The following is a 21,963-nucleotide window of genomic DNA, read 5'->3' as shown; positions in this document are numbered from 1 at the left end:
CGGGCAGTGCGGGCTGTCATGGACGGGCATGACACATGTCAGTGGCGCCGCCCGGGGAGGCGATCTCCCGGGAGGGACACGACAAAGGCCCCGGTCGATGACCGGGGCCTTTGAGCGAAGAGCGGACGACGAGGTTCGAACTCGCGACCTCAACCTTGGCAAGGTTGCGCTCTACCAGCTGAGCTACGTCCGCATTGCCTCCGACCGGCTCTCACCGATCGGCGCGGGCACCAGCCTACCTGATCGACATGGATGTCCGGTACGGCGATGCAGAGCGGGTGACAGGAATTGCACACTGCGCCTTCCCCCTGGAAGGGGGATGTTCTACTACTGAACTACACCCGCGTGTACTCCGTGAGCCGGGCCTTTCGGCCTTGCCCCTCGGCGTGCTCCAGACTCTAGCTGATCAGCGGGGGTGCTGCGCAAGTCGGTTGCCGGGAGGGGCGGGTGACCGGCCGTCGGGCGTGCCACCCGCACGGGCTCGTCCGTGCTCACCCGAACGGGCCCCGGGGCCCGGCCTGCCCGGGGGCGTCCGCCTCACGCCCCCGGGTACGGGACGGGGTCGTCCGGGCCGGCTCAGCGTGCCGCGGCGAACGCCTCGTAGACCCTCTTGGGGATCCGCCCCCGTGCGGGGACGTCCATCCGGTTGGCCTGTGCCCAGGCGCGTACGGCGGCCGGGTCGGGAGCGACCTCCGTCTGCCGGTACGCCTTGCCGGACCGCGACCGCTTGCGGCCGGCGTCCACGTAGGGCTCGAGCGCCTCCCGCAGTTTCCTGGCATTGGCTTCATTGAGGTCGATCTCGTACGACTTGCCGTCGAGTCCGAAGGCGATCGTTTCCGCCGCTTCCGAGCCGTCGATGTCGTCAAAGAGAGTGACCACGACCTTCTGCGCCACGAATATCGGTCCCTTCGTGCGACACCTCTCGTCCGTACGTCCGTGATGACGTGCCGGTACGTCGCCGAGATGTCGGCTGTTCGCCTGTAATCGGGCAGAGTATCTGCTAATGACAATTCATTTGTACAGGGCCCGGCAATGCAATGTGAAGCCCGACTAAATCTGCCCGCGTGTCCACGGCGCAATAGAGAGATGTGAGTGAACACGGATTTTTCCCGGATTTTTCCCTGACGCCTCCCCGTGATGCCGAATCGTGATCGGGCTCACGTAGATTCCTACAACTCTACCCGCGTAGAAATTTTGTGCGGGTAGTCTGAAGGGACCTGCTCAGCACCACACACCGGGAGTGCCAGTGGCACGCGTCGTAGTCGACGTCATGCTCAAGCCGGAGATCCTCGACCCCCAGGGCCAGGCGGTGCAGCGCGCACTGCCGCGACTGGGTTTCGAGGGGATCTCGGACGTCCGTCAGGGAAAGCGATTCGAACTGGAAGTTGACGGGCCGGTCGACGCGGCCGCGCTCGCGCGTATCCACGATCTTGCGGAATCCTTTCTCGCCAACACCGTGATCGAGGACTTCACCGTCCGCGTCGAGGAAGTCGCGGAGGCCGTGAAGTGACCGCTCGTATTGGCGTCGTCACTTTCCCCGGCAGCCTCGACGACCGGGACACGCAGCGCGCGATCCGCGTCGCCGGCGCCGAGCCCGTCGCCCTCTGGCACAAGGACAAGGACCTCAAGCAGGTCGACGCCGTGGTGCTCTGCGGTGGTTTCAGTTACGGCGACTATCTGCGCGCCGGCGCCATCGCGCGCTTCTCGCCGGTGATGGACACCGTCATCGACCAGGCGAAGGCCGGTCTGCCGGTGCTCGGCATCTGCAACGGCTTCCAGATCCTCACCGAGGCGCACCTGCTCCCCGGCGGCATGCTGGGCAACGACCACCTGCACTTCATCTGCCGCGACCAGAAGCTGCGGGTGGAGAACGCGGACACCGCCTGGACCACCGACTACACGGCCGGCCAGGAGATCCACATCCCGCTGAAGAACATGGACGGCCGCTACGTGGCCGACCGGCGGACGCTGGACGAGCTGGAGGCCGAGGGGCGGGTCGCGTTCCGCTACATGGTCCGCGGCGAAGCCGCTGATGGATACGGCAACCCGAACGGCTCGCTCAACGACATCGCCGGCATCACCAACGCCGCCGGCAACGTCGTCGGCCTGATGCCGCACCCCGAGCACGCCGTCGAGTCGCTGATCGGTACGGGCCGTACCGACGGCCTGCCGTTCTTCACCTCGATCCTCAAGAAGCTGGTCACCGCATGAGCAAGACGCCCTCCCGTCTCCCACCGCCGCCCGACACCGAGGCCCTTCGGGCCGCCCCTTCCCGTCTGGACACGGTCGAGCACGCGGCCGCGACCCCCGACGTCGAGCTGCCCTGGGCCGAGCTCGGCCTGAAGAAGGACGAGTACGAGCGGGTCGTGGAGATCCTCGGCCGCCGCCCGACCGGCGCCGAGCTCGCCATGTACTCGGTGATGTGGTCCGAGCACTGCTCGTACAAGAGCAGCAAGGTCCACCTGCGCCAGTTCGGCGAGAAGGCCCCCGAGTCCGAGGCCCTCCTCGTCGGCATCGGCGAGAACGCCGGTGTCGTCGACGTCGGCCAGGGCTACGCGGTCACCTTCAAGGTCGAGTCGCACAACCACCCCTCCTACGTCGAGCCCTACCAGGGCGCGGCCACGGGCGTCGGCGGCATCGTCCGCGACATCATCGCGATGGGCGCCCGCCCGGTCGCGGTCGTGGACCCCCTGCGCTTCGGCGCCGCGGACCACCCCGACACCAAGCGCGTCCTGCCGGGCGTCGTCGCGGGAATCGGCGGCTACGGCAACTGCCTGGGCCTGCCCAACATCGGCGGCGAGGTCGTCTTCGACGCCTGCTACCAGGGCAACCCGCTGGTCAACGCCGGGGCCATCGGCGTCATGCGGCACGAGGACATCCACCTCGCCAAGGCGTCCGGCGCGGGCAACAAGGTCATCCTGTACGGCGCCCGTACCGGCGGTGACGGCATCGGCGGCGCGTCGATCCTGGCGAGCGAGACGTTCACGGATACATCAGCCGCCGACGCGGCGGGCGCCAAGCCGTCGAAGCGCCCGGCGGTCCAGGTCGGCGACCCCTTCCAGGAGAAGCTCCTCATCGAGTGCACCCTGGAGGCGTTCGCCGAGAAGCTGGTCGTCGGCATCCAGGACCTCGGCGCGGCCGGCCTGTCCTGCGCCACCTCCGAGCTGGCCTCCAACGGCTCCGGCGGCATGCGCGTCACCCTCGACGACGTACCGCTGCGCGACTCCACGCTCTCGCCCGAGGAGATCCTCATGAGCGAGTCGCAGGAGCGCATGTGCGCGGTCGTGGAGCCGGAGAAGGTCGACCGCTTCCTCGAGATCTGCGACAAGTGGGACGTCATCGCCACCGTCATCGGTGAGGTGACCGACGGCGACCGGCTGGAGATCTACTGGCACGGCGGAAAGATCGTCGACGTCGACCCGCGCACCGTCGCCCACGACGGCCCGGTCTACGAGCGCCCCTACGCCCGCCCGTCCTGGCAGGACGAGCTCCAGGCGGACGACGCGAACAAGCTGGCCCGCCCGGAGACCTCCGAGGAGCTGAAGGGCCAGGTCCTGAAGCTGGTCGGCTCGCCCAACCAGGCCTCCAAGCAGTGGATCACCCAGCAGTACGACCACTTCGTGCAGGGCAACACCGTCCTCGCCCAGCCCGAGGACTCCGGCATGATCCGCATCGACGAGGCGTCCGGCCTCGGCGTCGCGATCGCCACCGACGGCAACGGCCGCTACGCCAAGCTCGACCCCTACACGGGCGCCCAGCTGGCCCTTGCCGAGGCCTACCGCAACGTGGCGACGACCGGTGCCAAGCCCCTCGCCGTCTCCGACTGCCTGAACTTCGGCTCGCCGGAGGACCCGGCGGTCATGTGGCAGTTCGCCGAGGCCGTACGCGGTCTCGCGGACGGCTGTCAGCAGCTCGGCACCCCGGTGACCGGCGGCAACGTCTCGCTCTACAACCAGACGGGCGAGGCCGCCATCCACCCGACCCCGGTGGTCGCGGTCCTCGGTGTCATCGACGACGTGGCCCGCCGCACGCCGGTCGCCTTCCAGGAGGACGGCCAGCTGCTGTACCTCCTCGGCGACACGCGCGAGGAGTTCGGCGGCTCGGCCTGGTCCCAGGTCGTCCACGACCACCTCGGCGGCCTGCCGCCCAAGGTCGACCTGGAGCGTGAGCGTCTCCTCGGCGAGGTCCTGATCTCCGCCTCCCGCGACGGCATGATCGACTCCGCGCACGACCTGTCGGACGGCGGTCTGGTCCAGGCGGTCGTGGAGTCGGCGCTGCTCGGGGAGAAGGGCGCGCGTCTGGTCGTCCCGGACGGGCTCGACGCGTTCACCTTCCTGTTCTCCGAGTCGGCCGGCCGCGCGGTCGTCGCCGTGCCGCGCTCGGAGGAGCTCCGCTTCAACGACATGTGCGGTGCGCGCGGTCTGCCGGCCACCCGTATCGGTGTCGTCGACGGCGACACGATCGAGGTCCAGGGCGAGTTCACGCTCCCCCTGGCCGAGCTGCGCGAGGCCCACGAGGGCACGATCCCGGCGCTGCTGGCCTGATCCGCCCGCCGCTTCCGCACCGAAGCCCCCGCCCGCACCGGGCGGGGGCTTCGGTGCGTCGTGGCCACCACCGGAAAACCCTTGCGCGAAATTACGTAGTTACGTAATCTCGAAGAGTGGAACTCGAAGAGCGCATGACCGAGCTCGAACGCCGGCTGGCGGCGCTGGAGGCGGCCGACCGGACCGCCCCCGGCCTGGGCGAGGGCGACTTCTGGGCCCTGGAGGGTCTGAAGCAGCAGCTCGCCGAGGTGAAGGCGGCAGACGGGGGCGTGCTGTTCACCGGCGCGGTCCGGATGCCGACGGGCGAGCAGTACGAGTGGCAGCACGGCGCGCTGACCGAGGGGCTGCTGGCCCACGACTGGCCGGACGCCGCCGAGGCGCTCGCCGCGCTCGGGCATCCGGTACGGCTCCGGATGGTCCGCGCCATAGTCGGCGGCCGCCGCACCGCGGCCGAACTGGCGGAACTGGAGGGGATCGGCACGACCGGCCAGATCTACCACCATCTGCGCCAGCTCACCGGCGCCGGCTGGCTGCACACCACCGGCCGGGGCCGCTACGAGGTACCACCCGGCCGGGTCGTACCGCTGCTGGTGACGCTGTCGGCGGCCCGGCCCTGACCACCGCCCCGACCGCTGCCCGACACCGAGGACACAGGGGGAAGCATGTCCGCACGCAAGATCGCCATGAACACGTTCCGGGGTCTGCAGCTCGGCTTCGTCGCGCTGGTGATCGCGCACATCGCCTTCGGCTGGGAGTACGGCGGGTGGTGGAACCTCCTGGTGCTGGCCCTGGCGCACGCCGTGATCATCACGGTGAACAGGTGGGGCGGCGCCCCGGACGCCCCGGGCGTCGCCCGTGAGCCCGTCGAGGTCGCCCCGCCCGTGACCGGCCGCTGGTCCGCGCTGAACAGCCCGGCCGAGCACACCCCGAGCCACGGAGTGCACGCCTACGGCCAGACCTACGCCATCGACGTCATGGCCGAGCCGGAACCGGGCGCCCGTCCGGGCTTCTCCGTGCTGTGGCCGCTCACCCGCCGCCCGGCCGCGTTCCCGGCGTTCGGTGTCGCGCTGCGCGCCGTCGCCGACGCCCGCGTCGTGCGGGTGCACGACCGGCAGCGCGACCACCTCAGCCGGGGCTCGCTGCCCGCGCTGCTGTACCTGATGCTGGCCGAGGGATCGCTGCGCGAGATGGCGGGAGTCCACCGGATCCTCGGCAACCACCTCGTCCTGGACCTCGGCGACGGCGTCCACGCGGTCTACGCCCACCTGAAGCGCGGTTCCCTCACGGTGCGCGAGGGCGACCGGGTACGCGCCGGGCAGGTGGTCGCCGCCTGCGGGAACTCCGGCAACTCCTCGGAGCCCCACCTGCACTTCCAGCTGATGGACGGACCCGACCCGGACACCGCCCGCGGCGTCCCGTTCACCTGGCGCGGCATAGGCGTCCCCCGCAACGGCGAGGTGTTCGACGCACCCGAACCGGCACCGGTCGGCCCCGCATAGGCTGCCGCCATGCCCCCGGCCAAGAAGCGCACCCGCTCCTACGACCCCGCGAAGACCCGCGCCGCCGTCCTGGCCCAGTTCGGGAACGTACGGGCGGCGGTCCGCACCCTCACCCCGGACCAGCTCGACCTGCCCACCCGGCTCGGCGACTGGACCGTACGGGAGCTCGTCGCGCACATCGGGACGGCGCTGACGGCGGTGGACCGGCTGCTCGACGAGCCCGAGCCCGCCCGGCAGGACGGGCGGCTGCCCGACTGGCCGTCCGCCGTCGCGGACGACGCGGACACCATCGCGGGCACCGCCCGGCGGCTCGCGGCCGGCCACCCCGACCTCGACGCCCACCTCGCGGACGCCGAGCTCCGCTTCACCGCCCGCCTCGACGCCCACCCCGGGAGCCGGCTGCTGCCCACCAGCGCGGGCGCGCTGCCGCTGGCCGACTATGTCGTGACCCGCGCCGTGGAGCTCGTCGTCCACACCGACGACCTGAACGCCGCCGTCCCCGGCCCGGACATCCCGTACGACCGGCAGGCCCTCGCCGTCTGCACCCGGCTGCTCGCCGACGCGCTCGCCGCGAAGGCGCCCGGTGGCTCGACGGAGGTGCGGATCCCGCCGTACGCGGTCGTGCAGTGCGTGGAAGGCCCGAGGCACACGCGGGGCACCCCGCCGAACGTCGTCGAGACCGATCCGCTGACCTGGATCCGGCTGGCCGGCGGGCGGACGGCCTGGCAGGACGCACTCGCCGGGGCCGAGGTGAGCGCGAGCGGGGAACGGGCGGACCTCGGGCCGTACCTGCCGCTGCTCGGGTGAGTCCGGCAGGAAGGGGAACCGGCCGCTCCTCGCCCCCGTCGAATCGGCATGTACAGGCAGAAGCAGCAGCAGCGCATGACCCTGACGGCCCTCGCCGTGCTCGTCGTCCCGCTCGCGGCGGCCTGTGGAAGTGAGAAGGCGGGCACCGGCAGCGCCACCGCCGAGACGGAACCGGTCACCGGCATCCGCTGGACCATCGACAGCCTCACCGTCGACGGCGCCACCCACCGTGCCCCCGACGGAGCCGACCTCACCCTGGACGAGGACGGCCGGGCCACCGGCAGCTACGGATGCAACCTGTTCAAGGGCCGGGTCACGTTCGAAGGCGACCGGATCCGGTTCGGCGGCGACCGCGAGACCACCCTGAGGGCCTGCCCCGAAAAAATCATGGACTTCGAGAGCACCGTGGCACGGGCCCTCGGCGACGGCGCCCTGAAGACCGACGTGAGCGACGGCCGTCTCACCCTCACCACCGGGTCCGGCGACACCGTCCGCCTGAGCAGGACCGAGGACAGCCCGCTGCACGGCACCCGGTGGACCGTCACCACCCCCGCCCTCGGCAGCCGCGCCCACCTCACCTTCGACAAGGAGGAGGGCACCGTCGCCGGCAGCCTCGGCTGCAACCAGGTCAACGCCGACGCCACCGTGCGCGACGGCATTATCACCCTCGGCGTGCCGGGCATGACCCGAATGATGTGCGAAGACTCACTCATGGCCGGTGAGAGGGCCCTGACGAAGCTGTTCAACGGCACCGCGAGCTACCGGATCGAGGGCCGGAATCTCACGCTGACCAGCGAAAACGGCGCCGGCGTCCGGGCCGTCGCCCAGCGCTGATCCACCGCCGGGGGCATATCCCGCATTCGGATCAGGGGCCGGTCTCGCCTACACTCGGAGACGTGCCACGTGGTGACGGACGACTCAACCACGACCTGCTCCCCGGAGAGAAGGGCCCCCAGGACGCTTGCGGCGTCTTCGGTGTCTGGGCTCCGGGCGAAGAGGTCGCCAAGCTCACGTACTTCGGGCTGTACGCCCTCCAGCATCGGGGCCAGGAATCCGCGGGTATCGCGGTCAGCAACGGTTCCCAGATCCTCGTCTTCAAGGACATGGGGCTCGTGTCCCAGGTCTTCGACGAGACCTCTCTCGGTTCGCTCCAGGGTCATATCGCGGTCGGTCACGCCCGCTACTCGACCACGGGCGCCTCCGTGTGGGAGAATGCCCAGCCGACGTTCCGTGCCACCGCGCACGGATCCATCGCGCTCGGCCACAACGGCAACCTGGTCAACACGGCGCAGCTCGCCGAGATGGTCGCCGAACTCCCCAAGGAGAACGGCCGTGCCCCCAAGGTGGCGGCCACCAACGACACCGACCTGATCACCGCCCTGCTGGCCGGCCAGCGTGCCGCCGACGGCGAACCGGTGACCGTGGAGCAGGCCGCGCATGTGGTCCTCCCCAAGGTCAGAGGCGCCTTCAGCCTCGTCTTCATGGACGAGAACACCCTGTACGCGGCCCGCGACCCGCAGGGCATCCGCCCGCTGGTCCTCGGCCGTCTGGAGCGTGGCTGGGTCGTCGCCTCGGAGTCCGCCGCCCTCGACATCTGCGGCGCGAGCTATGTCCGCGAGATCGAGCCCGGCGAGTTCGTCGCCATCGACCAGAACGGACTGCGAACCTCCCGATTCGCGGAAGCGAAGCCCAAGGGCTGTGTCTTCGAGTACGTGTACCTGGCCCGTCCGGACACCGACATCGCCGGCCGGAACGTGTACCTCTCGCGCGTCGAGATGGGCCGCAAGCTCGCGAAGGAGGCCCCGGCCGAGGCCGACCTCGTCATAGCGACCCCGGAATCGGGCACCCCGGCCGCCATCGGCTACGCGGAGGCGTCCGGCATCCCCTTCGGCGCCGGACTGGTGAAGAACGCGTACGTCGGACGTACGTTCATCCAGCCGTCGCAGACCATCCGCCAGCTCGGCATCCGCCTGAAGCTGAACCCGCTCAAGGAAGTCATCAAGGGCAAGCGCCTGGTCGTGGTCGACGACTCGATCGTCCGCGGCAACACCCAGCGCGCCCTGGTCCGCATGCTCCGCGAGGCGGGCGCCGCCGAGGTCCACATCCGGATCTCGTCGCCGCCGGTGAAGTGGCCCTGCTTCTTCGGCATCGACTTCGCCACCCGCGCGGAGCTCATCGCCAACGGGATGACCATCGAGGAGATCGGTACCTCGCTGGGCGCCGACTCCCTGTCGTACATCTCCATCGACGGCATGATCGAGGCGACCGCCATAGCCAAGCCGAACCTGTGCCGCGCCTGCTTCGACGGCGAGTACCCGATGGACCTGCCCGACCCCGAGCTCCTCGGCAAGCAGCTCCTGGAGACCGAGCTGGCCGCCGGCACCGCCGCCCCGGCCTCGGTCGACGCGATCCGCCGCCCGTAAGCCCTGACGGACGACACGAAGGCTCTCACAGTCATGTCCCAGAACACTGGTGCCAGCTACGCAGCGGCGGGCGTCGACATCGAAGCGGGCGACCGCGCGGTCGAGCTGATGAAGGAGTGGGTGAAGAAGACCCGGCGCCCCGAGGTCCTCGGCGGCCTCGGCGGCTTCGCCGGCCTCTTCGACGCCTCCGCCCTGAAGAACTACGAACGCCCCCTGCTCGCCTCCGCCACGGACGGCGTCGGCACCAAGGTCGACATCGCCCGGCAGTTGGGGGTCTACGACTCCATCGGTCACGACCTGGTCGCCATGGTCATGGACGACATCGTGGTGTGCGGCGCCGAGCCGCTGTTCATGACCGACTACATCTGTGTCGGCAAGGTCCACCCCGAGCGGGTCGCCGCCATCGTCAAGGGCATCGCCGAGGGCTGTGTACTGGCCGGCTGCGCCCTGGTGGGCGGCGAGACGGCCGAACACCCCGGCCTGCTGGGCCCGGACGACTTCGACGTCGCCGGCGCCGGCACGGGCGTCGTGGAGGCCGACCGGCTGCTCGGCCCGGATCGCATCCGTACGGGTGACGCGGTGATCGCCATGGCGTCCTCGGGACTTCACTCCAACGGCTACTCACTCGTCCGGCACGTGCTGCTGGACCGCGCGGGACTCGCCCTGGAGGCCCGGATCGAGGAGCTGGGCCGGACCCTCGGCGAGGAGCTCCTGGAGCCCACCAAGATCTACTCGCTGGACTGCCTGGCGTTGATGCGCACCACCGAGGTGCACGCGTTCAGCCATGTCACCGGCGGCGGACTCGCGGCCAACCTGGCCCGCGTGATCCCCGACGGGCTGCACGCGCGCGTCGACCGCTCCACCTGGACGCCCGCTCCGGTGTTCGACCTGGTCGGGCGGACCGGCTCGGTCGAGCGGCTGGAGCTGGAGAAGACCCTGAACATGGGCGTCGGAATGATCGCGATGGTGCCCCAGGAGTCCGTCGACGTGGCGCTGACGACACTGGCCGACCGCGGCGTGGACGCCTGGGTGGCCGGCGAGATCACCGACCGCGGCGAGCGCACCACAGGCGCGGCCCTCGTCGGTGACCACGCGAACTGAGCACCGGGACGCTGCCCGTACGACGAGCGGGCGGGCAGCACACCGGAGCGTGGCACCGGGGCGGAATTCCCGGGCAACACTGAACCCGGCCGGTGACCGGGGTCACCTACCGGGTTCATGCTCAGCGCAGGGTCAAGCGCCGCGACGCTGTTGCGAGGACTGACCGTCCTCGTCCTCGTCGTCTTCCTCATAGAGGTCGGCGTACCGTGCGTACAGTTCGTCGTCCTGCTCGTCGTCCTCGAAACGCTCACCATTCGGTGGCGGTTGACTCGAAGGCGATGCACCCAGCTCCTCGGCCAGGCGTGAGAGATCAGTCCCACCGCTGTTGTACTTCAGCTGGCGGGCGACCTTCGTCTGCTTGGCCTTGGCCCGGCCGCGCCCCATGGCTCGACCCCCTCAACGACGGGGCTCGACGGCCCCAGAGTCTTGACACGCGTTCATGGTCCGGAACGGGCTCTCCATGGAGAGACCGGTCCGTAGGGCTTCCACGGTACCTGAGCCCGCGCCCATCCGGTACGTCGCCCGCATGACGTGCCCGCGCCCAGGACCCTCGAGGCGCCCTGTCCTCGCTGGTCAACCGCGATTTTAACCACTTATGGACGGTCGACCCGCCGGGAGAAGTGAGAGTTCTCTCGAAGTGCCCGCCGACGGGTACCGCTCACCCGTACGAGGGCGGCCCGCGCCGGGCCGCCCTCGTAGGCGTCAACGGCCCGGATGCGCCTCCGCCATCCGCTGCTCGGCGATCCGGTCGGCCGCGGCGGCCGGCGGAATCCCGTCCTCCTTCGCACGTGCGAATATGGCGAGCGTGGTGTCGAAGATCTTCGACGCCTTCGCCTTGCACCGGTCGAAGTCGAAGCCGTGGAGCTCGTCGGCGACCTGGATGACACCGCCGGCGTTCACCACGTAGTCCGGGGCGTAGAGGATCCCGCGGTCGGCGAGGTCCTTCTCCACGCCCGGGTGGGCGAGCTGGTTGTTGGCGGCGCCGCAGACCACCCGGGCGGTCAGCACCGGCACGCTGTCGTCGTTCAGCGCCCCGCCGAGCGCGCACGGGGCGTAGATGTCCAGGCCCTCGGTGCGGATCAGCGCCTCGGTGTCGGCGACGGCCGACACGCCCTGCGGATGACGGTCGAGGATCCGGCGCACGGCGTCGTCGCGCACGTCGGTGATCACCACCTCGGCGCCCTCCGCGCGCAGGTGCTCCACCAGGTGGTGGCCGACCTTGCCGACGCCCGCGACGCCGACCTTGCGGTCGCGCAGCGACGGGTCGCCCCACAGGTGCTGGGCGGCCGCCCGCATGCCCTGGTAGACGCCGAAGGAGGTGAGCACGGACGAGTCGCCCGCGCCGCCGTTCTCGGGGGAGCGGCCGGTGGTCCAGCGGCATTCGCGGGCCACGATGTCCATGTCGGCGACGTAGGTGCCGACGTCGCAGGCGGTGACGTACCTGCCGCCGAGCGAGGCGACGAACCGGCCGTAGGCCAGCAGCAGCTCCTCGCTCTTGATCTGCTCCGGGTCGCCGATGATCACGGCCTTGCCGCCGCCGTGGTCGAGACCGGCCATGGCGTTCTTGTACGACATCCCGCGCGCGAGGTTCAGCGCGTCGGCGACGGCCTCCTCCTCGGTGGCGTACGGGTAGAAGCGCGTACCGCCGAGGGCGGGGCCCAGGGCGGTGGAGTGGAGGGCGATGACGGCCTTGAGGCCACTGGCACGGTCCTGACAGAGCACGACTTGCTCGTGGCCCCCCTGGTCCGAGTGGAACAGGGTGTGCAGGACGCCGTCAGATACGTCGGTCACTGTGGTGACTCCTGAGTAAGAAGCGGCGGGTGGGTCGGCTCCCGCAGGGGTCCCCCCACGCTTGTGGCAGAGGGGGAGGGTGGCGGAGGCTTGTGAGCACGAGATTAGATCCTGGGACGCCGGACGGGGGCACCATGTCCGGGATCACCTCCGTCCGGAGTACCGCAGTGCGGCGATTTGCTCCGGTTCACCACTCGTCCGGGGTGGGTCCCGGAAGGTTTTCGCGGCGGTCCGCGGGGGAGGGAGCAGGCGTGCCCAAGGTGTCCTCGGTGATCGTTCCCTATGCGACCTACCTGCGCGTGTACGAACCGCTGGCCGCCTTCCGGGAACCGGAGCGCGGCCACTGGGCCCGTTACGCACGCCGCCCGGTCCGCCCCTCCTACCAGGACGAACTCCGCCGCTCGCTGGCCGACCTGGCGCCCACCCCGCCGGTGCCGGTGCCGGTGCACGAGAGCGACGACGCGTTCGTGCTGGAGGCGGACGGGGTGGTCTGCGTCTGCCCGTGGCGCACCCGGCTGCGCGGCTGGCAGGCCCTGGGCGAGCTCGCCGAGGACTTCCCGCTGCCGGTCCTGGACGCCCTGCTGCCCCCGGTCGTACGGCACCGGGTCACCCAGGACTACGAGCGCTGGCTGGCCGGCCACCCCGACGCCCGGCCGTGGATCCGCACCGCGACCTGGCAGGTACCGATCAACTGGTTCGTGCTGTTCGGGGACGACGAGCGGGAGTACGGCAGGGGTGCCGCCGGTGAGGCGCCCTTCCTGCGCTACCGGACGCCCATGGTCCAGGCCCGCCGGCGGGTGGCACGCGGGCTGCGGGCGCTGCGGGACGCCATGGACGAGAGCCCGCTGGCCGGCGGACTGGTGGACGTCGGACGGTGGCTGGAGGAGTTCCACCCCCGCTCGCAGGTCGAGCTGGACTACGGCGGACTGGTGCACGCGCTGCCGGCCGGCTCCCTCGAGGACGACCACTCGGCGGCGGACGTGGCCGAGGGGATCGCGGCGCTGCGGCGCGGCGACGAGGAGGGCGCGGGGGCGGCCTACGGGCGCCTCGTGGAGCGCTGGCGGTCGGTGCGTGACCTGCGCTCGGCGAACTGACGTTTGACCAAACGCCCTTCTTGGGGTTTTGTCTTCGCCCTGAGGATCCTGAGATTCCGTCAGCGCGAGCCCGACAACGGACGTAGTCGCCGATCCCGGTCGTATGCCCCAAGCGTGTCAAGCGTGACGGACCGCACTTACGCGGCCCTTGCGCCCCTTGCCCACCCTCATGCCAAAATAGGACAAGGAGTCCGGGGAGGGCTCCTCCGTCCTACTGTGCTCGACTATGGGCGGAATTCTCGGCATTGCACGCTTTGGGGGGTCTGGTGACTCCTGATCGCTGCTGTGACTGATCGTCACAGCAGCGTGACTGTCCGCTATGGCATGGTCCATCGGCTTCCGCGGCTGATGAACACCTGGGAGGGCAATTCCATCGGTTTGGCCGACGTGGTTGGACAGATGGTGTAGTTGTAGTGCCGAGGACAAGCCGTTCGTCCTATAACCGACTCGACTCGCGTCCGCCATTTCGGGCAACGGGGGTCAAGGTGCAGAATTTAGAGGAAAGAACCGAGAAGGTTCGGTTCTCCCGAGGAGGCCGCTCATGACCGCTCGCACCCCTGATGCCGAGCCGCTGCTGACCCCGGCTGAGGTCGCCACCATGTTCCGCGTCGACCCGAAGACGGTCACGCGCTGGGCGAAGGCTGGCAAGCTCACGTCGATCCGCACGCTCGGCGGGCACCGCCGCTACCGCGAAGCCGAGGTCCGCGCACTGCTCGCGGGCATTCCGCAGCAGCGCAGCGAGGCCTGAACAACCGCATGAACCGGGCGCAACCGGCTGGTCCCCCACTGGTCGAGACGCCCGGGAACCTCAGCTCCAAGCGACGCGGGGACTGCCCCAACAGGCCCCTCGCCCAAGCCGATCAGAGCTTCGCAGGCAACTGAACAAGGGTGCGTCGTCGATCGCGCTGGACTCCGCCGGGTCCAGCGCGATCTTTTTTGTGCGCTGCCGGTGGGCCGGCGGTGCCTCCGGCGAGGGCCGGGGGGCGTTCCGTGTGCGGGCTTGTCCGAGCCTGGGGGCGGGTGTGGGATCACTTCGGTACGGGCCGGGGCGGACCTCTCCGAGTGGTGCAATTGCACATATTAAATTGACTGGCTGTAGGGCAGGTGTAAGTACCGCACTTCCGGAAACTCATGCGGTGACACCCGTCACATACCAGTCGGCTTGTTGAGCCTGCGGCATATGCGCTAGAGAGAACGCCCGTTGGGCGTGGCTTGTTCCCCGGCCGGTTCCGGCGGGCGGGGCGGGGAGTCCAGCGCGAGCCGCAACAGGCGGTGGCAGACGGGGCAGTGACGCATCCGGTGTCCGTGCGACGAAGCGGCGGACAGATGCGCACGGAGCAGCGCTCGCGTCTCGTGCCTGGCCGTCGTCGCCGGCATACGCCACCTCCAGGGGCCCTAGGGGGTCGTGCCCTGCTTCCTGGAGTACGGGGGGACGGCGAGCCCGTCAAGACATCGCGGAGCCGCGGAGAGGGGCGCACAGCGCCCCGGGGCGCGTGAAGGAGCCCGGGTCGTCAGGACCCGGGCTCCTTCACGCGGAGGACCCGCCCCCTTGCGAGGGCGGAACACGCGGAAGGCCCGCCCTCTTGCGAGGTACGGGCCTTCCTTGTTGCGGTCCTGACGGGATTTGCTGTGTTTGATCGCGGCTCCGCCGCGCGGCGCGGCCCCCGCTCCGTCGGGGCGGGTAAGCAAAAGGCCCGCACCTCTTGAGGTACGGGCCTTCCTTGTTGCGGTCCTGACGGGATTTGAACCCGCGGCCTCCACCTTGACAGGGTGGCGAGCACTCCAAACTGCTCCACAGGACCAGATTCGCGGCGCTATTCCTGCGTTGCGCTGCGAGAAGGACTGTACAGGAGCGGGCGACCCCTGGTCGAACTCACCCTGTGTGCGGCCGCGGTCACGGTGCCGCCGCGTCGATCGCCTTCACGATCCGCTTGTCCGACACCGGGTACGCCGTGCCGAGCGCGTGGGCGAAGTAGCTGACCCGCAGCTCCTCGATCATCCAGCGGATGTCCAGGACCTGGCGCGGAACGGGCCGCCCCTGCGGCAGCTGCTCCAGCAGCCACGCGTACTCGTCCCGCATCTCATGGACCTTCGCCATCCGCGTGGTGTCCCGCTGCGCGTTCGCCGCCATCTGCTGGAGCCGCCGGTCCGCGGCCACCAGATACCGCATCAGGTCCGGCATCCGCCGCAGCCCCGCCTCCGTCACGAAGCCCGGCCGTACGAGCCCGTCCAGCTGTGTGCGCACGTCCTGCAGGTTGGCCAGCAGCGCGGGGCTCCGTACGCCCTTCAGGCGGCGCTCACAGGCCTGCCAGGCGGCCAGTACCTGCTGCACCTGGCCCACCGCGCGGACCGTCGTGTCGACGATGTCCGCACGGACCCTGTCGAACAGTTTCCGGAAGGACTCCTCGTCCCACACCGGACCGCCGAAGTCCGCGATCAGCCGGTCCGCCGCGGCCGTCGCGCAGTCGTCGAACAGCGCCTGCACGGAACCGTGCGGATTCGCGGACAGCGCCAGCTTCTGCGGGTTGGTCAGCTTTTCGGAAGCGAACTTCGCGGGGTTCACCGGGATCCCGAGCAGGATCAGCCGCCGGGTGCCCTTCCACATCGCCTCCGCCTGCTCGGCCTCCGAGTCGAACAGCCGGACCGACACCGTGTCACCGTCGTCCACCAGCGCCGGATACGCCTTCACCGGCTGACCGGCACGCCGGGTCTCGAACACCCGGGTGAGCGAACCGATCGTCCAGTCCGTCAGCCCCTTGCGCTCCAGGGACTCACCGCCCTCCCGCTGCGCGGTCGCGGCGGCCGCCTGGGACAGCGCCTGGCGCGCCTTCGGCCGCAACCGGAGCTGGAGCGCCGCCAGGTCCTTGTCCTCGGCGAGCTTGCGACGCCGCTCGTCGACGATCCGGAACGTCACCTTCAAGTGGTCCGGAACCCGGGACCAGTCGAAGTCCTCCGCATCGAACGGCACCCCGACCATCCGCTTCAGCTCGCGGGCCATCGTGACCGTCAGCGGCTCCTGCAACGGCACCGCCCGCTCCAGGAACGCCCGGGCGAAGTCCGGCGCCGGCACGTAGTTCCGGCGGATCGGCTTGGGGAGCGAGCGGATCAACTCCGTGACGACGTCGGCCCGCAGACCCGGGATCTGCCAGTCGAAGCCCTCGTCCGTCACCTGGTTCAGCACCTGCAGCGGAACGTGGACCGTCACACCGTCCGCGTCCGCGCCCGGCTCGAACTGGTACGTCACCCGGAACTTCAGCGCGCCCTGGCGCCAGGAGTCGGGATAGTCGGCCTTGGTGACCGCCTCCGCCGACTCACGGATCAGCATCTCCCGCTCGAAGTCGAGGAAGTCGGGCTGCTCGTGCCGCTGGTGCTTCCACCACGAGTCGAAGTGCGCCCCCGACACCACGTGGTCGGGGATCCGCTGTTCGTAGAAGTCGTACAGGGTCTCGTCGTCGACCAGGATGTCCCGGCGCCGCGCCCGGTGCTCCAGCTCCTCGACCTCGGTCAGCAGCCGCCGGTTGTCCGCGTAGAACTTGTGGTGGGTCCGCCAGTCGCCCTCGACCAGCGCGTTGCGGATGAACAGCTCCCGGGAGACCTCCGGGTCGATCCGGCCGTAGTTCACCTTGCGCTGCGCCACGATCGGCACGCCGTACAGCGTCACCTTCTCGTAGGCCATCACGGCCGCCTGGTCCTTCTCCCAGTGCGGTTCGCTGTACGTGCGCTTCAGCAGGTGCTCCGCGAGCGGTTCCACCCACTCCGGCTCGATCTTCGCGTTGACCCGCGCCCACAGCCGGGACGTCTCCACCAGCTCGGCCGACATCACGAACCGCGGCGGCTTCTTGAACAGCGCCGACCCCGGGAAGATCGCGAACTTGGCGTTCCGCGCCCCCAGGTACTCGTTCCGCCCGCCGTCCTTGCGGGCGCCGCTCTGGCCGGAGTCCTTGGACTCCTTCACGTCCTTCATGCCGATGTGCGAGAGCAGACCCGCCAGCAGCGAGACATGGATGCGGTCCTCCGCCGCGTCGTCCTCGTTCAGCTGGATGCCCATCTGCCGGGCGACCGTCCGCAGCTGGGTGTAGATGTCCTGCCACTCGCGGATCCGCAGGAAGTTCAGGTACTCCTGCTTGCACATCCGGCGGAACGACGACGAGCCCCGCTCCTTCTGCTGCTCCCGGACGTACCGCCACAGGTTGAGGAAGGCGAGGAAGTCGCTGGACTCGTCCCGGAAGCGGGCGTGCTGCTGATCGGCCTGCGTCTGCTTGTCCGCCGGCCGCTCGCGCGGGTCCTGGATCGACAGCGCCGCCGCGATCACCATGACCTCGCGGACACAGCCGTTGCGGTCCGCCTCCAGCACCATGCGCGCCAGCCGGGGGTCCACCGGCAGCTGGGCCAGCTTCCGCCCGGTCGGGGTGAGCCGCTTGCGCGGGTCCTTCTGCGCCGCGTCGAGCGCACCCAGCTCCTGGAGCAGCTGCACACCGTCACGGATGTTGCGGTGGTCCGGCGGGTCGATGAACGGGAACTTCTCGATCTCGCCCAGACCGGCCGCCGTCATCTGCAGGATCACCGAGGCGAGGTTGGTCCGCAGGATCTCCGCGTCGGTGAACTCCGGACGGGCCAGGAAGTCGTCCTCGCTGTACAGCCGGACGCAGATGCCGTCCGACGTACGGCCGCAGCGGCCCTTGCGCTGGTTGGCGCTCGCCTGTGACACCGGTTCGATCGGCAGCCGCTGCACCTTGGTGCGGTGGCTGTAACGGGAGATACGGGCGAACCCGGGATCGATGACGTACGTGATGCCCGGCACGGTGAGGGACGTCTCGGCCACGTTGGTCGCCAGCACGATCCGGCGACCGCTGTGCTGCTGGAACACCCGGTGCTGCTCGGCGTGCGACAGCCGGGCGTACAGCGGCAGCACCTCGGTCGACCGGTACCGCTTCTTCGTCAGCGCGTCCGCCGTGTCCCGGATCTCCCGCTCACCGGAGAGGAACACCAGGATGTCGCCGGACCCCTCCGCCATCAGCTCCTCGACGGCGTCCGTGATCGCGGTGATCTGGTCCCGGTCGGCGTCGTCCGAGTCCTCCTCCAGCAGCGGCCGGTACCGCACCTCCACCGGATACGTGCGCCCGCTGACCTCGACGATCGGGGCGTCGCCGAAATGCCGGGAGAAGCGCTCCGGGTCGATGGTCGCCGAGGTGATGACGACCTTGAGGTCGGGGCGCTTCGGCAGCAGCTGCGCGAGATAGCCGAGCAGGAAGTCGATGTTGAGCGACCGCTCGTGCGCCTCGTCGATGATGATCGTGTCGTAGGCGCGCAGCTCACGGTCGGTCTGGATCTCCGCGAGCAGGATGCCGTCGGTCATCAGCTTGACGAACGTGGCCTCCGGATTCACCTGGTCGGTGAAGCGGACCTTCCAGCCGACGGCCTCCCCGAGCGGGGTGTCCAGCTCCTCGGCGACCCGCTCCGCGACCGTGCGGGCGGCGATCCGGCGGGGCTGCGTGTGGCCGATCATGCCCCGGACGCCCCGGCCCAGCTCCATGCAGATCTTCGGGATCTGCGTGGTCTTCCCGGAGCCCGTCTCACCGGCGACGATCACCACCTGGTGATCGCGGATCGCCTCGGCGATCGCGTCCTTCTTCTGGCTGACGGGCAGCTGCTCCGGGTACCGGATCTCCGGCACCCGGGCGCGCCGTGCCGCCATCCGCTCCTCGGCCGCGGCGGCCTCCGACTCGATCTCGGCGAGCACGGCGGCGCGGGCCTCCGGCTTACGGATCTTGCGGGCACCCTCGAGCCGTCGTCCGAGCCGGTGCGCATCACGCAGCGACAGTCCGGTGAGACGGGAGGCGAGGGAGCCGAGAACGGGGGCAGAGTGCGTAGACATACGGACTCCAGGGTCTCATCCCGCGGAAACACGCGGCCAATGATTTTGCCGGGGCGCACAACAAGGCCCCGATCGATGATCGGGGCCTTTGCCGTGGCTGGGGCCGGGGTCGAACCGGCGACCTATCGCTTTTCAGGCGATCGCTCGTACCAACTGAGCTACCCAGCCGCGGTGTTTCACGTGAAACACCAGCGGTCCTGACGGGATTTGAACCCGCGGCCTCCACCTTGACAGGGTGGCGAGCACTCCAAACTGCTCCACAGGACCAAGCGTGTCGTACGACAGTGTCGCACAGGGTGGCGCGTGCCCCCAACGGGATTCGAACCCGTGCTACCGCCTTGAAAGGGCGGCGTCCTAGGCCGCTAGACGATGAGGGCTATCGGCCCGCCTGGGCGCCTCTCGGCGCGTCGGGGACGTGAGAAGCATATGGGATGGCGGGAGGGATCGCCAAAACGGTTTACGGCGTGGGCGTCGAGCGGCTCCCGGGGGTGGGGGTCGGCGCGGTGGCCGGGGGAGCGCCGGAGGGGGAGGGCGAGGCGCCCGAGGGGGACGGCGAGGTCTTGGCGCCCGGCTGGTTCTCCTCGGGAAGGTGCCGGCTGACCTCCGCCGTGGTCAGGCCGAGGCCGCCCAGCTCGATCGAGTCCCAGGCCTGGAGGCGGCGGCTGTCCCGGTCGAAGTAGAGGATCGACATCTCGATGGGGTCGGGGTACTTGCCCTCGATGGCGCGCAGGCCGCTGCCGCCGGTGGAGCCCTCGACACGGAGCCGGGTGCCGTACCGCATGACCTCGGTGTCCTCGCGGTGGAGGTGGCCGGCCAGGACCAGGGGCACGGTGCCGTCGACCTCGCGGGCGGCCGACGGCTCGTGGGCGAGCGCGACGTCCACGGGCGTGCCGGCGGTGCTCTGGTCACGCAGGGCCGAGGCGAGCCGGGCGCCGGCCAGTTCCTGGGACTGCTCGGCGCCGGTCCTGTTCGAGCGGTCGGGGGTGAACTGCGGGTCGCCGATGCCCGCGAAGCGCAGTCCGGCGACGGTCTTCGCCCGGCCGTCGTCGAGGACGTGGACGTTCTTCATGCGTTCGAGGTAGCGCTGGGTGACGAGCGAGTCGTGGTTGCCGCGGACCCATACGTAGGGGGCCCCGAGGTTCTCCACGGGGTCCAGGAAGCCGTTCTCGGCGGCCGTGCCGTGGTCCATCGTGTCCCCGGTGTCGACGATCACGTCCACCCGGTACTGCTCCACCAGCGAGGCGATGATCTTCCAGCTGGCGGGGTTGAGGTGGATGTCGGAGACGTGCAGGACGCGGAGGGTGGTCGGGTCGGGCCGGTAGACGGGGAGGGTGGAGGTGGCGTCGTAGAGCTTGGTCACGTTGGTGACGAGGCGGGCCAACTCCTGCTGGTAGACGTCGAACTCCGTGACGATGCTGCGGGCGTCGCCGACGAGCGAGGGGGCCGAGGAGAGCAGGCCGGAGAACCGGGGCTCCAGGACCGAGTCGGGGTTCCAGGTGGCGTACGCGGTGCCGCCGGACGCGGCCAGCAGGGTGAGGGCGAGGCCGCCTGCGGCGAGGGCGCGGCGGGGGCGGCGGTAGATGACCAGACCGAGCGCGGTGGCACCGGTGACGACGGCGACACAGGACCGTACGGCGAGGTCGGCGGTGCCGCGGGCGATGTCCTGGGTGACCTCGTCCTGGAGACCGGAGAGACGCTCGGGGCGGTCGACCAGCGCCTGGGAGCGTGCGGGGTCGAGCTGGTCGACGTTGACGTCGAGGCGCACGGGGGCCGTGTGGCTGTCGAGTTGGAGGGCGCCCAGGGGGGAGACATTGATCTTGGTGCCGCCGGTGAAGGAGGGACGCAGCGTCATCGTCGTGTCCATGGGGCCGACGGGGACGCGCACGTTGCCGACGACCAGCAGGCCGAGCCAGGCGCCGAGGACGACCACGGCGACGAGGCCGAGGGCGCGCGTCCAGGGGTGGGTCGACGGGACGAGGGCGGTGGTCGCGGGTGCGGGCGACGGCCGTCGGGAGCGGTAGCGGCGGGTGAGGGCCCGCGGGACCCGTGGGATGCGGCGGAGGGCGTTCTCGAGGATGTGGGGGACGCGGGCCATTGATCCCGTATGCCCACCCCGTGTGCGGGATATGCGGGCGCACCGCGCATCTCGTACGGACGGCCCGTGCCCGACAATGGCTCTGTGCTGGAGATGACGCGCGAGATGTTCGAGGAGCTGGTCTCCGAGGCGCTGGACCGGATTCCGCCGGAGCTGATGCGGCTGATGGACAACGTCGCGGTGTTCGTCGAGGACGAACCGCCGGCGGACGATCCGGAGCTGCTCGGTCTGTACGAGGGGACTCCGCTGACGGAGCGGGGTGAGTGGTACGCCGGTGTGCTGCCGGACCGGATCACCGTCTACCGGGGGCCGACGCTGCGGATGTGCGAGTCCCGGGAGGACGTGGTCGCCGAGACGGAGATCACGGTGGTGCACGAGATCGCGCACCACTTCGGGATCGACGACGCCAGGCTGCACGCGCTCGGCTACGGATAGGGGGCAGGCCGTCCGCCGGGCCGTCCGGGTCCGCGGAGTGAGGTGTACGACACCCCCTGGGCCGTACGCGTGTCTTCTTGCGGGTGGCGGGAGTTGGGGTTGTTGACCCTGTACTCCCATCGGAGGTGGCTCCGTGCGCCGCTTGTACGTACCCGTCCGCCTGGCCGCCACCGTTGTCGCCGTCGCCGCTGCCGCCGGCTGTGTGAGCGTGGGTGAGGACGGCCCCGGCGGGACCGGTGGGCCGTCGCACTCCGCGGGACGGCAGGGTGGTGACGCACCGGGCGGTGACGCGGGCGGGC

The 21,963-nt window shown here is 70.2% G+C and carries 18 protein-coding genes and 6 tRNA genes; 12 read left to right on the top strand and 12 right to left on the bottom strand.

Annotated features, from left to right (window positions below; genetic code table 11):
- Positions 1 to 120 precede the first annotated feature (120 nt).
- The 3 genes from B9S61_RS25370 to B9S61_RS25360 all read right to left on the bottom strand — a co-directional run bounded on the left by B9S61_RS25370 (position 121) and on the right by B9S61_RS25360 (position 894).
- Positions 121 to 193, bottom strand: a tRNA-Gly gene (locus B9S61_RS25370).
- Positions 194 to 273: 80 nt separating this feature from the next.
- Positions 274 to 345: transfer RNA gene (locus tag B9S61_RS25365), tRNA-Gly, on the bottom strand.
- Positions 346 to 576: 231 nt separating this feature from the next.
- Complete coding sequence (locus B9S61_RS25360) at positions 577 to 894, bottom strand: Lsr2 family protein (RefSeq protein WP_103544316.1); 318 nt, start codon at positions 892 to 894, stop codon at positions 577 to 579.
- 352 nt (positions 895 to 1,246) lie between these two features.
- On the opposite strand from B9S61_RS25360, the gene purS reads away from it, so the two are divergent.
- From purS to purM, 9 genes are all read left to right on the top strand, one after another.
- The gene (gene purS / locus B9S61_RS25355) at positions 1,247 to 1,510 is read left to right on the top strand and encodes a phosphoribosylformylglycinamidine synthase subunit PurS (protein ID WP_103544315.1); all 264 of its coding nucleotides are present in this window, start codon (positions 1,247 to 1,249) and stop codon (positions 1,508 to 1,510) included.
- The gene (purQ, locus tag B9S61_RS25350; protein WP_103544314.1) at positions 1,507 to 2,211 is read left to right on the top strand and encodes a phosphoribosylformylglycinamidine synthase subunit PurQ; all 705 of its coding nucleotides are present in this window, start codon (positions 1,507 to 1,509) and stop codon (positions 2,209 to 2,211) included. The genes purS and purQ overlap by 4 nt, the downstream gene beginning before the upstream one ends.
- Complete coding sequence (gene purL / locus B9S61_RS25345; RefSeq protein WP_258039848.1) at positions 2,208 to 4,544, top strand: phosphoribosylformylglycinamidine synthase subunit PurL; 2,337 nt, start codon at positions 2,208 to 2,210, stop codon at positions 4,542 to 4,544. Before purQ ends, purL begins: the two co-directional genes overlap by 4 nt.
- Before the next feature lie 116 nt (positions 4,545 to 4,660).
- The gene (locus tag B9S61_RS25340; protein WP_181007523.1) at positions 4,661 to 5,161 is read left to right on the top strand and encodes a helix-turn-helix transcriptional regulator; all 501 of its coding nucleotides are present in this window, start codon (positions 4,661 to 4,663) and stop codon (positions 5,159 to 5,161) included.
- Positions 5,162 to 5,206: 45 nt separating this feature from the next.
- On the top strand, positions 5,207 to 6,043 hold the full coding sequence (locus B9S61_RS25335) for a M23 family metallopeptidase (RefSeq protein WP_103544312.1): 837 nt from the start codon (positions 5,207 to 5,209) through the stop codon (positions 6,041 to 6,043).
- A 9-nt stretch (positions 6,044 to 6,052) separates the two neighbouring features.
- A complete protein-coding gene (locus B9S61_RS25330; RefSeq protein WP_103544311.1) occupies positions 6,053 to 6,850 on the top strand; it encodes a maleylpyruvate isomerase family mycothiol-dependent enzyme in 798 nt (265 codons plus the stop codon).
- Positions 6,851 to 6,898: 48 nt separating this feature from the next.
- The gene (locus B9S61_RS25325) at positions 6,899 to 7,684 is read left to right on the top strand and encodes an META domain-containing protein (RefSeq protein WP_103544310.1); all 786 of its coding nucleotides are present in this window, start codon (positions 6,899 to 6,901) and stop codon (positions 7,682 to 7,684) included.
- A gap of 62 nt (positions 7,685 to 7,746) precedes the next feature.
- Entirely contained in the window at positions 7,747 to 9,273 is a 1,527-nt protein-coding gene (gene purF / locus B9S61_RS25320; protein ID WP_103544309.1) for an amidophosphoribosyltransferase, read from the top strand.
- Between the two features lie 33 nt (positions 9,274 to 9,306).
- A complete protein-coding gene (purM, locus tag B9S61_RS25315; protein WP_103544308.1) occupies positions 9,307 to 10,374 on the top strand; it encodes a phosphoribosylformylglycinamidine cyclo-ligase in 1,068 nt (355 codons plus the stop codon).
- A 132-nt stretch (positions 10,375 to 10,506) separates the two neighbouring features.
- On the opposite strand, the gene B9S61_RS25310 is transcribed toward purM, so the two are convergent.
- Positions 10,507 to 10,758 carry a DUF3073 domain-containing protein gene (locus tag B9S61_RS25310; protein WP_103544307.1) on the bottom strand — a complete coding sequence of 84 codons (252 nt, stop codon included), beginning with the start codon at positions 10,756 to 10,758 and terminating at the stop codon, positions 10,507 to 10,509.
- Positions 10,759 to 11,076: 318 nt separating this feature from the next.
- Entirely contained in the window at positions 11,077 to 12,165 is a 1,089-nt protein-coding gene (locus tag B9S61_RS25305) for a Glu/Leu/Phe/Val dehydrogenase dimerization domain-containing protein (RefSeq protein ID WP_103544306.1), read from the bottom strand.
- 251 nt (positions 12,166 to 12,416) lie between these two features.
- Here B9S61_RS25305 and B9S61_RS25300 point away from each other — a divergent pair, with 251 nt between their 5' ends.
- Both B9S61_RS25300 and bldC read left to right on the top strand, forming a co-directional pair.
- Positions 12,417 to 13,259 carry a hypothetical protein gene (locus B9S61_RS25300; protein WP_103544305.1) on the top strand — a complete coding sequence of 281 codons (843 nt, stop codon included), beginning with the start codon at positions 12,417 to 12,419 and terminating at the stop codon, positions 13,257 to 13,259.
- Between the two features lie 541 nt (positions 13,260 to 13,800).
- Positions 13,801 to 14,007: a developmental transcriptional regulator BldC gene (gene bldC, locus B9S61_RS25295; protein WP_003949541.1), complete on the top strand. Its 207-nt coding sequence runs from the start codon at positions 13,801 to 13,803 to the stop codon at positions 14,005 to 14,007.
- A gap of 437 nt (positions 14,008 to 14,444) precedes the next feature.
- On the opposite strand, the gene B9S61_RS41710 is transcribed toward bldC, so the two are convergent.
- From B9S61_RS41710 to B9S61_RS25260, 7 genes are all read right to left on the bottom strand, one after another.
- Complete coding sequence (locus B9S61_RS41710; RefSeq protein WP_103544304.1) at positions 14,445 to 14,636, bottom strand: DUF6274 family protein; 192 nt, start codon at positions 14,634 to 14,636, stop codon at positions 14,445 to 14,447.
- A 350-nt stretch (positions 14,637 to 14,986) separates the two neighbouring features.
- A tRNA-Asp gene (locus B9S61_RS25285) sits at positions 14,987 to 15,061 on the bottom strand.
- A gap of 92 nt (positions 15,062 to 15,153) precedes the next feature.
- Entirely contained in the window at positions 15,154 to 19,134 is a 3,981-nt protein-coding gene (gene hrpA, locus B9S61_RS25280; RefSeq protein WP_103544303.1) for an ATP-dependent RNA helicase HrpA, read from the bottom strand.
- 94 nt (positions 19,135 to 19,228) lie between these two features.
- A tRNA-Phe gene (locus tag B9S61_RS25275) sits at positions 19,229 to 19,302 on the bottom strand.
- 24 nt (positions 19,303 to 19,326) lie between these two features.
- Positions 19,327 to 19,401 (bottom strand) — tRNA-Asp (locus tag B9S61_RS25270).
- 37 nt (positions 19,402 to 19,438) lie between these two features.
- A tRNA-Glu gene (locus tag B9S61_RS25265) sits at positions 19,439 to 19,511 on the bottom strand.
- Positions 19,512 to 19,591: 80 nt separating this feature from the next.
- Positions 19,592 to 21,229, bottom strand: coding sequence for a metallophosphoesterase (locus B9S61_RS25260; RefSeq protein WP_103544302.1), 1,638 nt, complete (start codon positions 21,227 to 21,229; stop codon positions 19,592 to 19,594).
- Positions 21,230 to 21,313: 84 nt separating this feature from the next.
- Here B9S61_RS25260 and B9S61_RS25255 point away from each other — a divergent pair, with 84 nt between their 5' ends.
- Positions 21,314 to 21,664, top strand: coding sequence for a metallopeptidase family protein (locus tag B9S61_RS25255; RefSeq protein WP_181007524.1), 351 nt, complete (start codon positions 21,314 to 21,316; stop codon positions 21,662 to 21,664).
- Positions 21,665 to 21,963 lie beyond the last annotated feature (299 nt).

It is taken from the genome of Streptomyces sp. SM1 (assembly GCF_002910825.1).
Lineage (GTDB): Bacteria > Actinomycetota > Actinomycetes > Streptomycetales > Streptomycetaceae > Streptomyces > Streptomyces okerensis.
This window is presented reverse-complemented; position numbering and strand designations above follow the sequence as displayed.

Coding starts and splice junctions, on each gene's coding strand:
- purL (WP_258039848.1), top strand. CDS start 2,208: ATGAGCAAGACGCCCTCCCGTCTCCCACCGCCGCCCGACACCGAGGCC.
- purM (WP_103544308.1), top strand. CDS start 9,307: ATGTCCCAGAACACTGGTGCCAGCTACGCAGCGGCGGGCGTCGACATC.
- B9S61_RS25310 (WP_103544307.1), bottom strand. CDS start 10,758: ATGGGGCGCGGCCGGGCCAAGGCCAAGCAGACGAAGGTCGCCCGCCAG.
- B9S61_RS25330 (WP_103544311.1), top strand. CDS start 6,053: ATGCCCCCGGCCAAGAAGCGCACCCGCTCCTACGACCCCGCGAAGACC.
- B9S61_RS25335 (WP_103544312.1), top strand. CDS start 5,207: ATGTCCGCACGCAAGATCGCCATGAACACGTTCCGGGGTCTGCAGCTC.
- hrpA (WP_103544303.1), bottom strand. CDS start 19,134: ATGTCTACGCACTCTGCCCCCGTTCTCGGCTCCCTCGCCTCCCGTCTC.
- bldC (WP_003949541.1), top strand. CDS start 13,801: ATGACCGCTCGCACCCCTGATGCCGAGCCGCTGCTGACCCCGGCTGAG.
- B9S61_RS25260 (WP_103544302.1), bottom strand. CDS start 21,229: ATGGCCCGCGTCCCCCACATCCTCGAGAACGCCCTCCGCCGCATCCCA.
- B9S61_RS25325 (WP_103544310.1), top strand. CDS start 6,899: ATGTACAGGCAGAAGCAGCAGCAGCGCATGACCCTGACGGCCCTCGCC.
- B9S61_RS41710 (WP_103544304.1), bottom strand. CDS start 14,636: ATGCCGGCGACGACGGCCAGGCACGAGACGCGAGCGCTGCTCCGTGCG.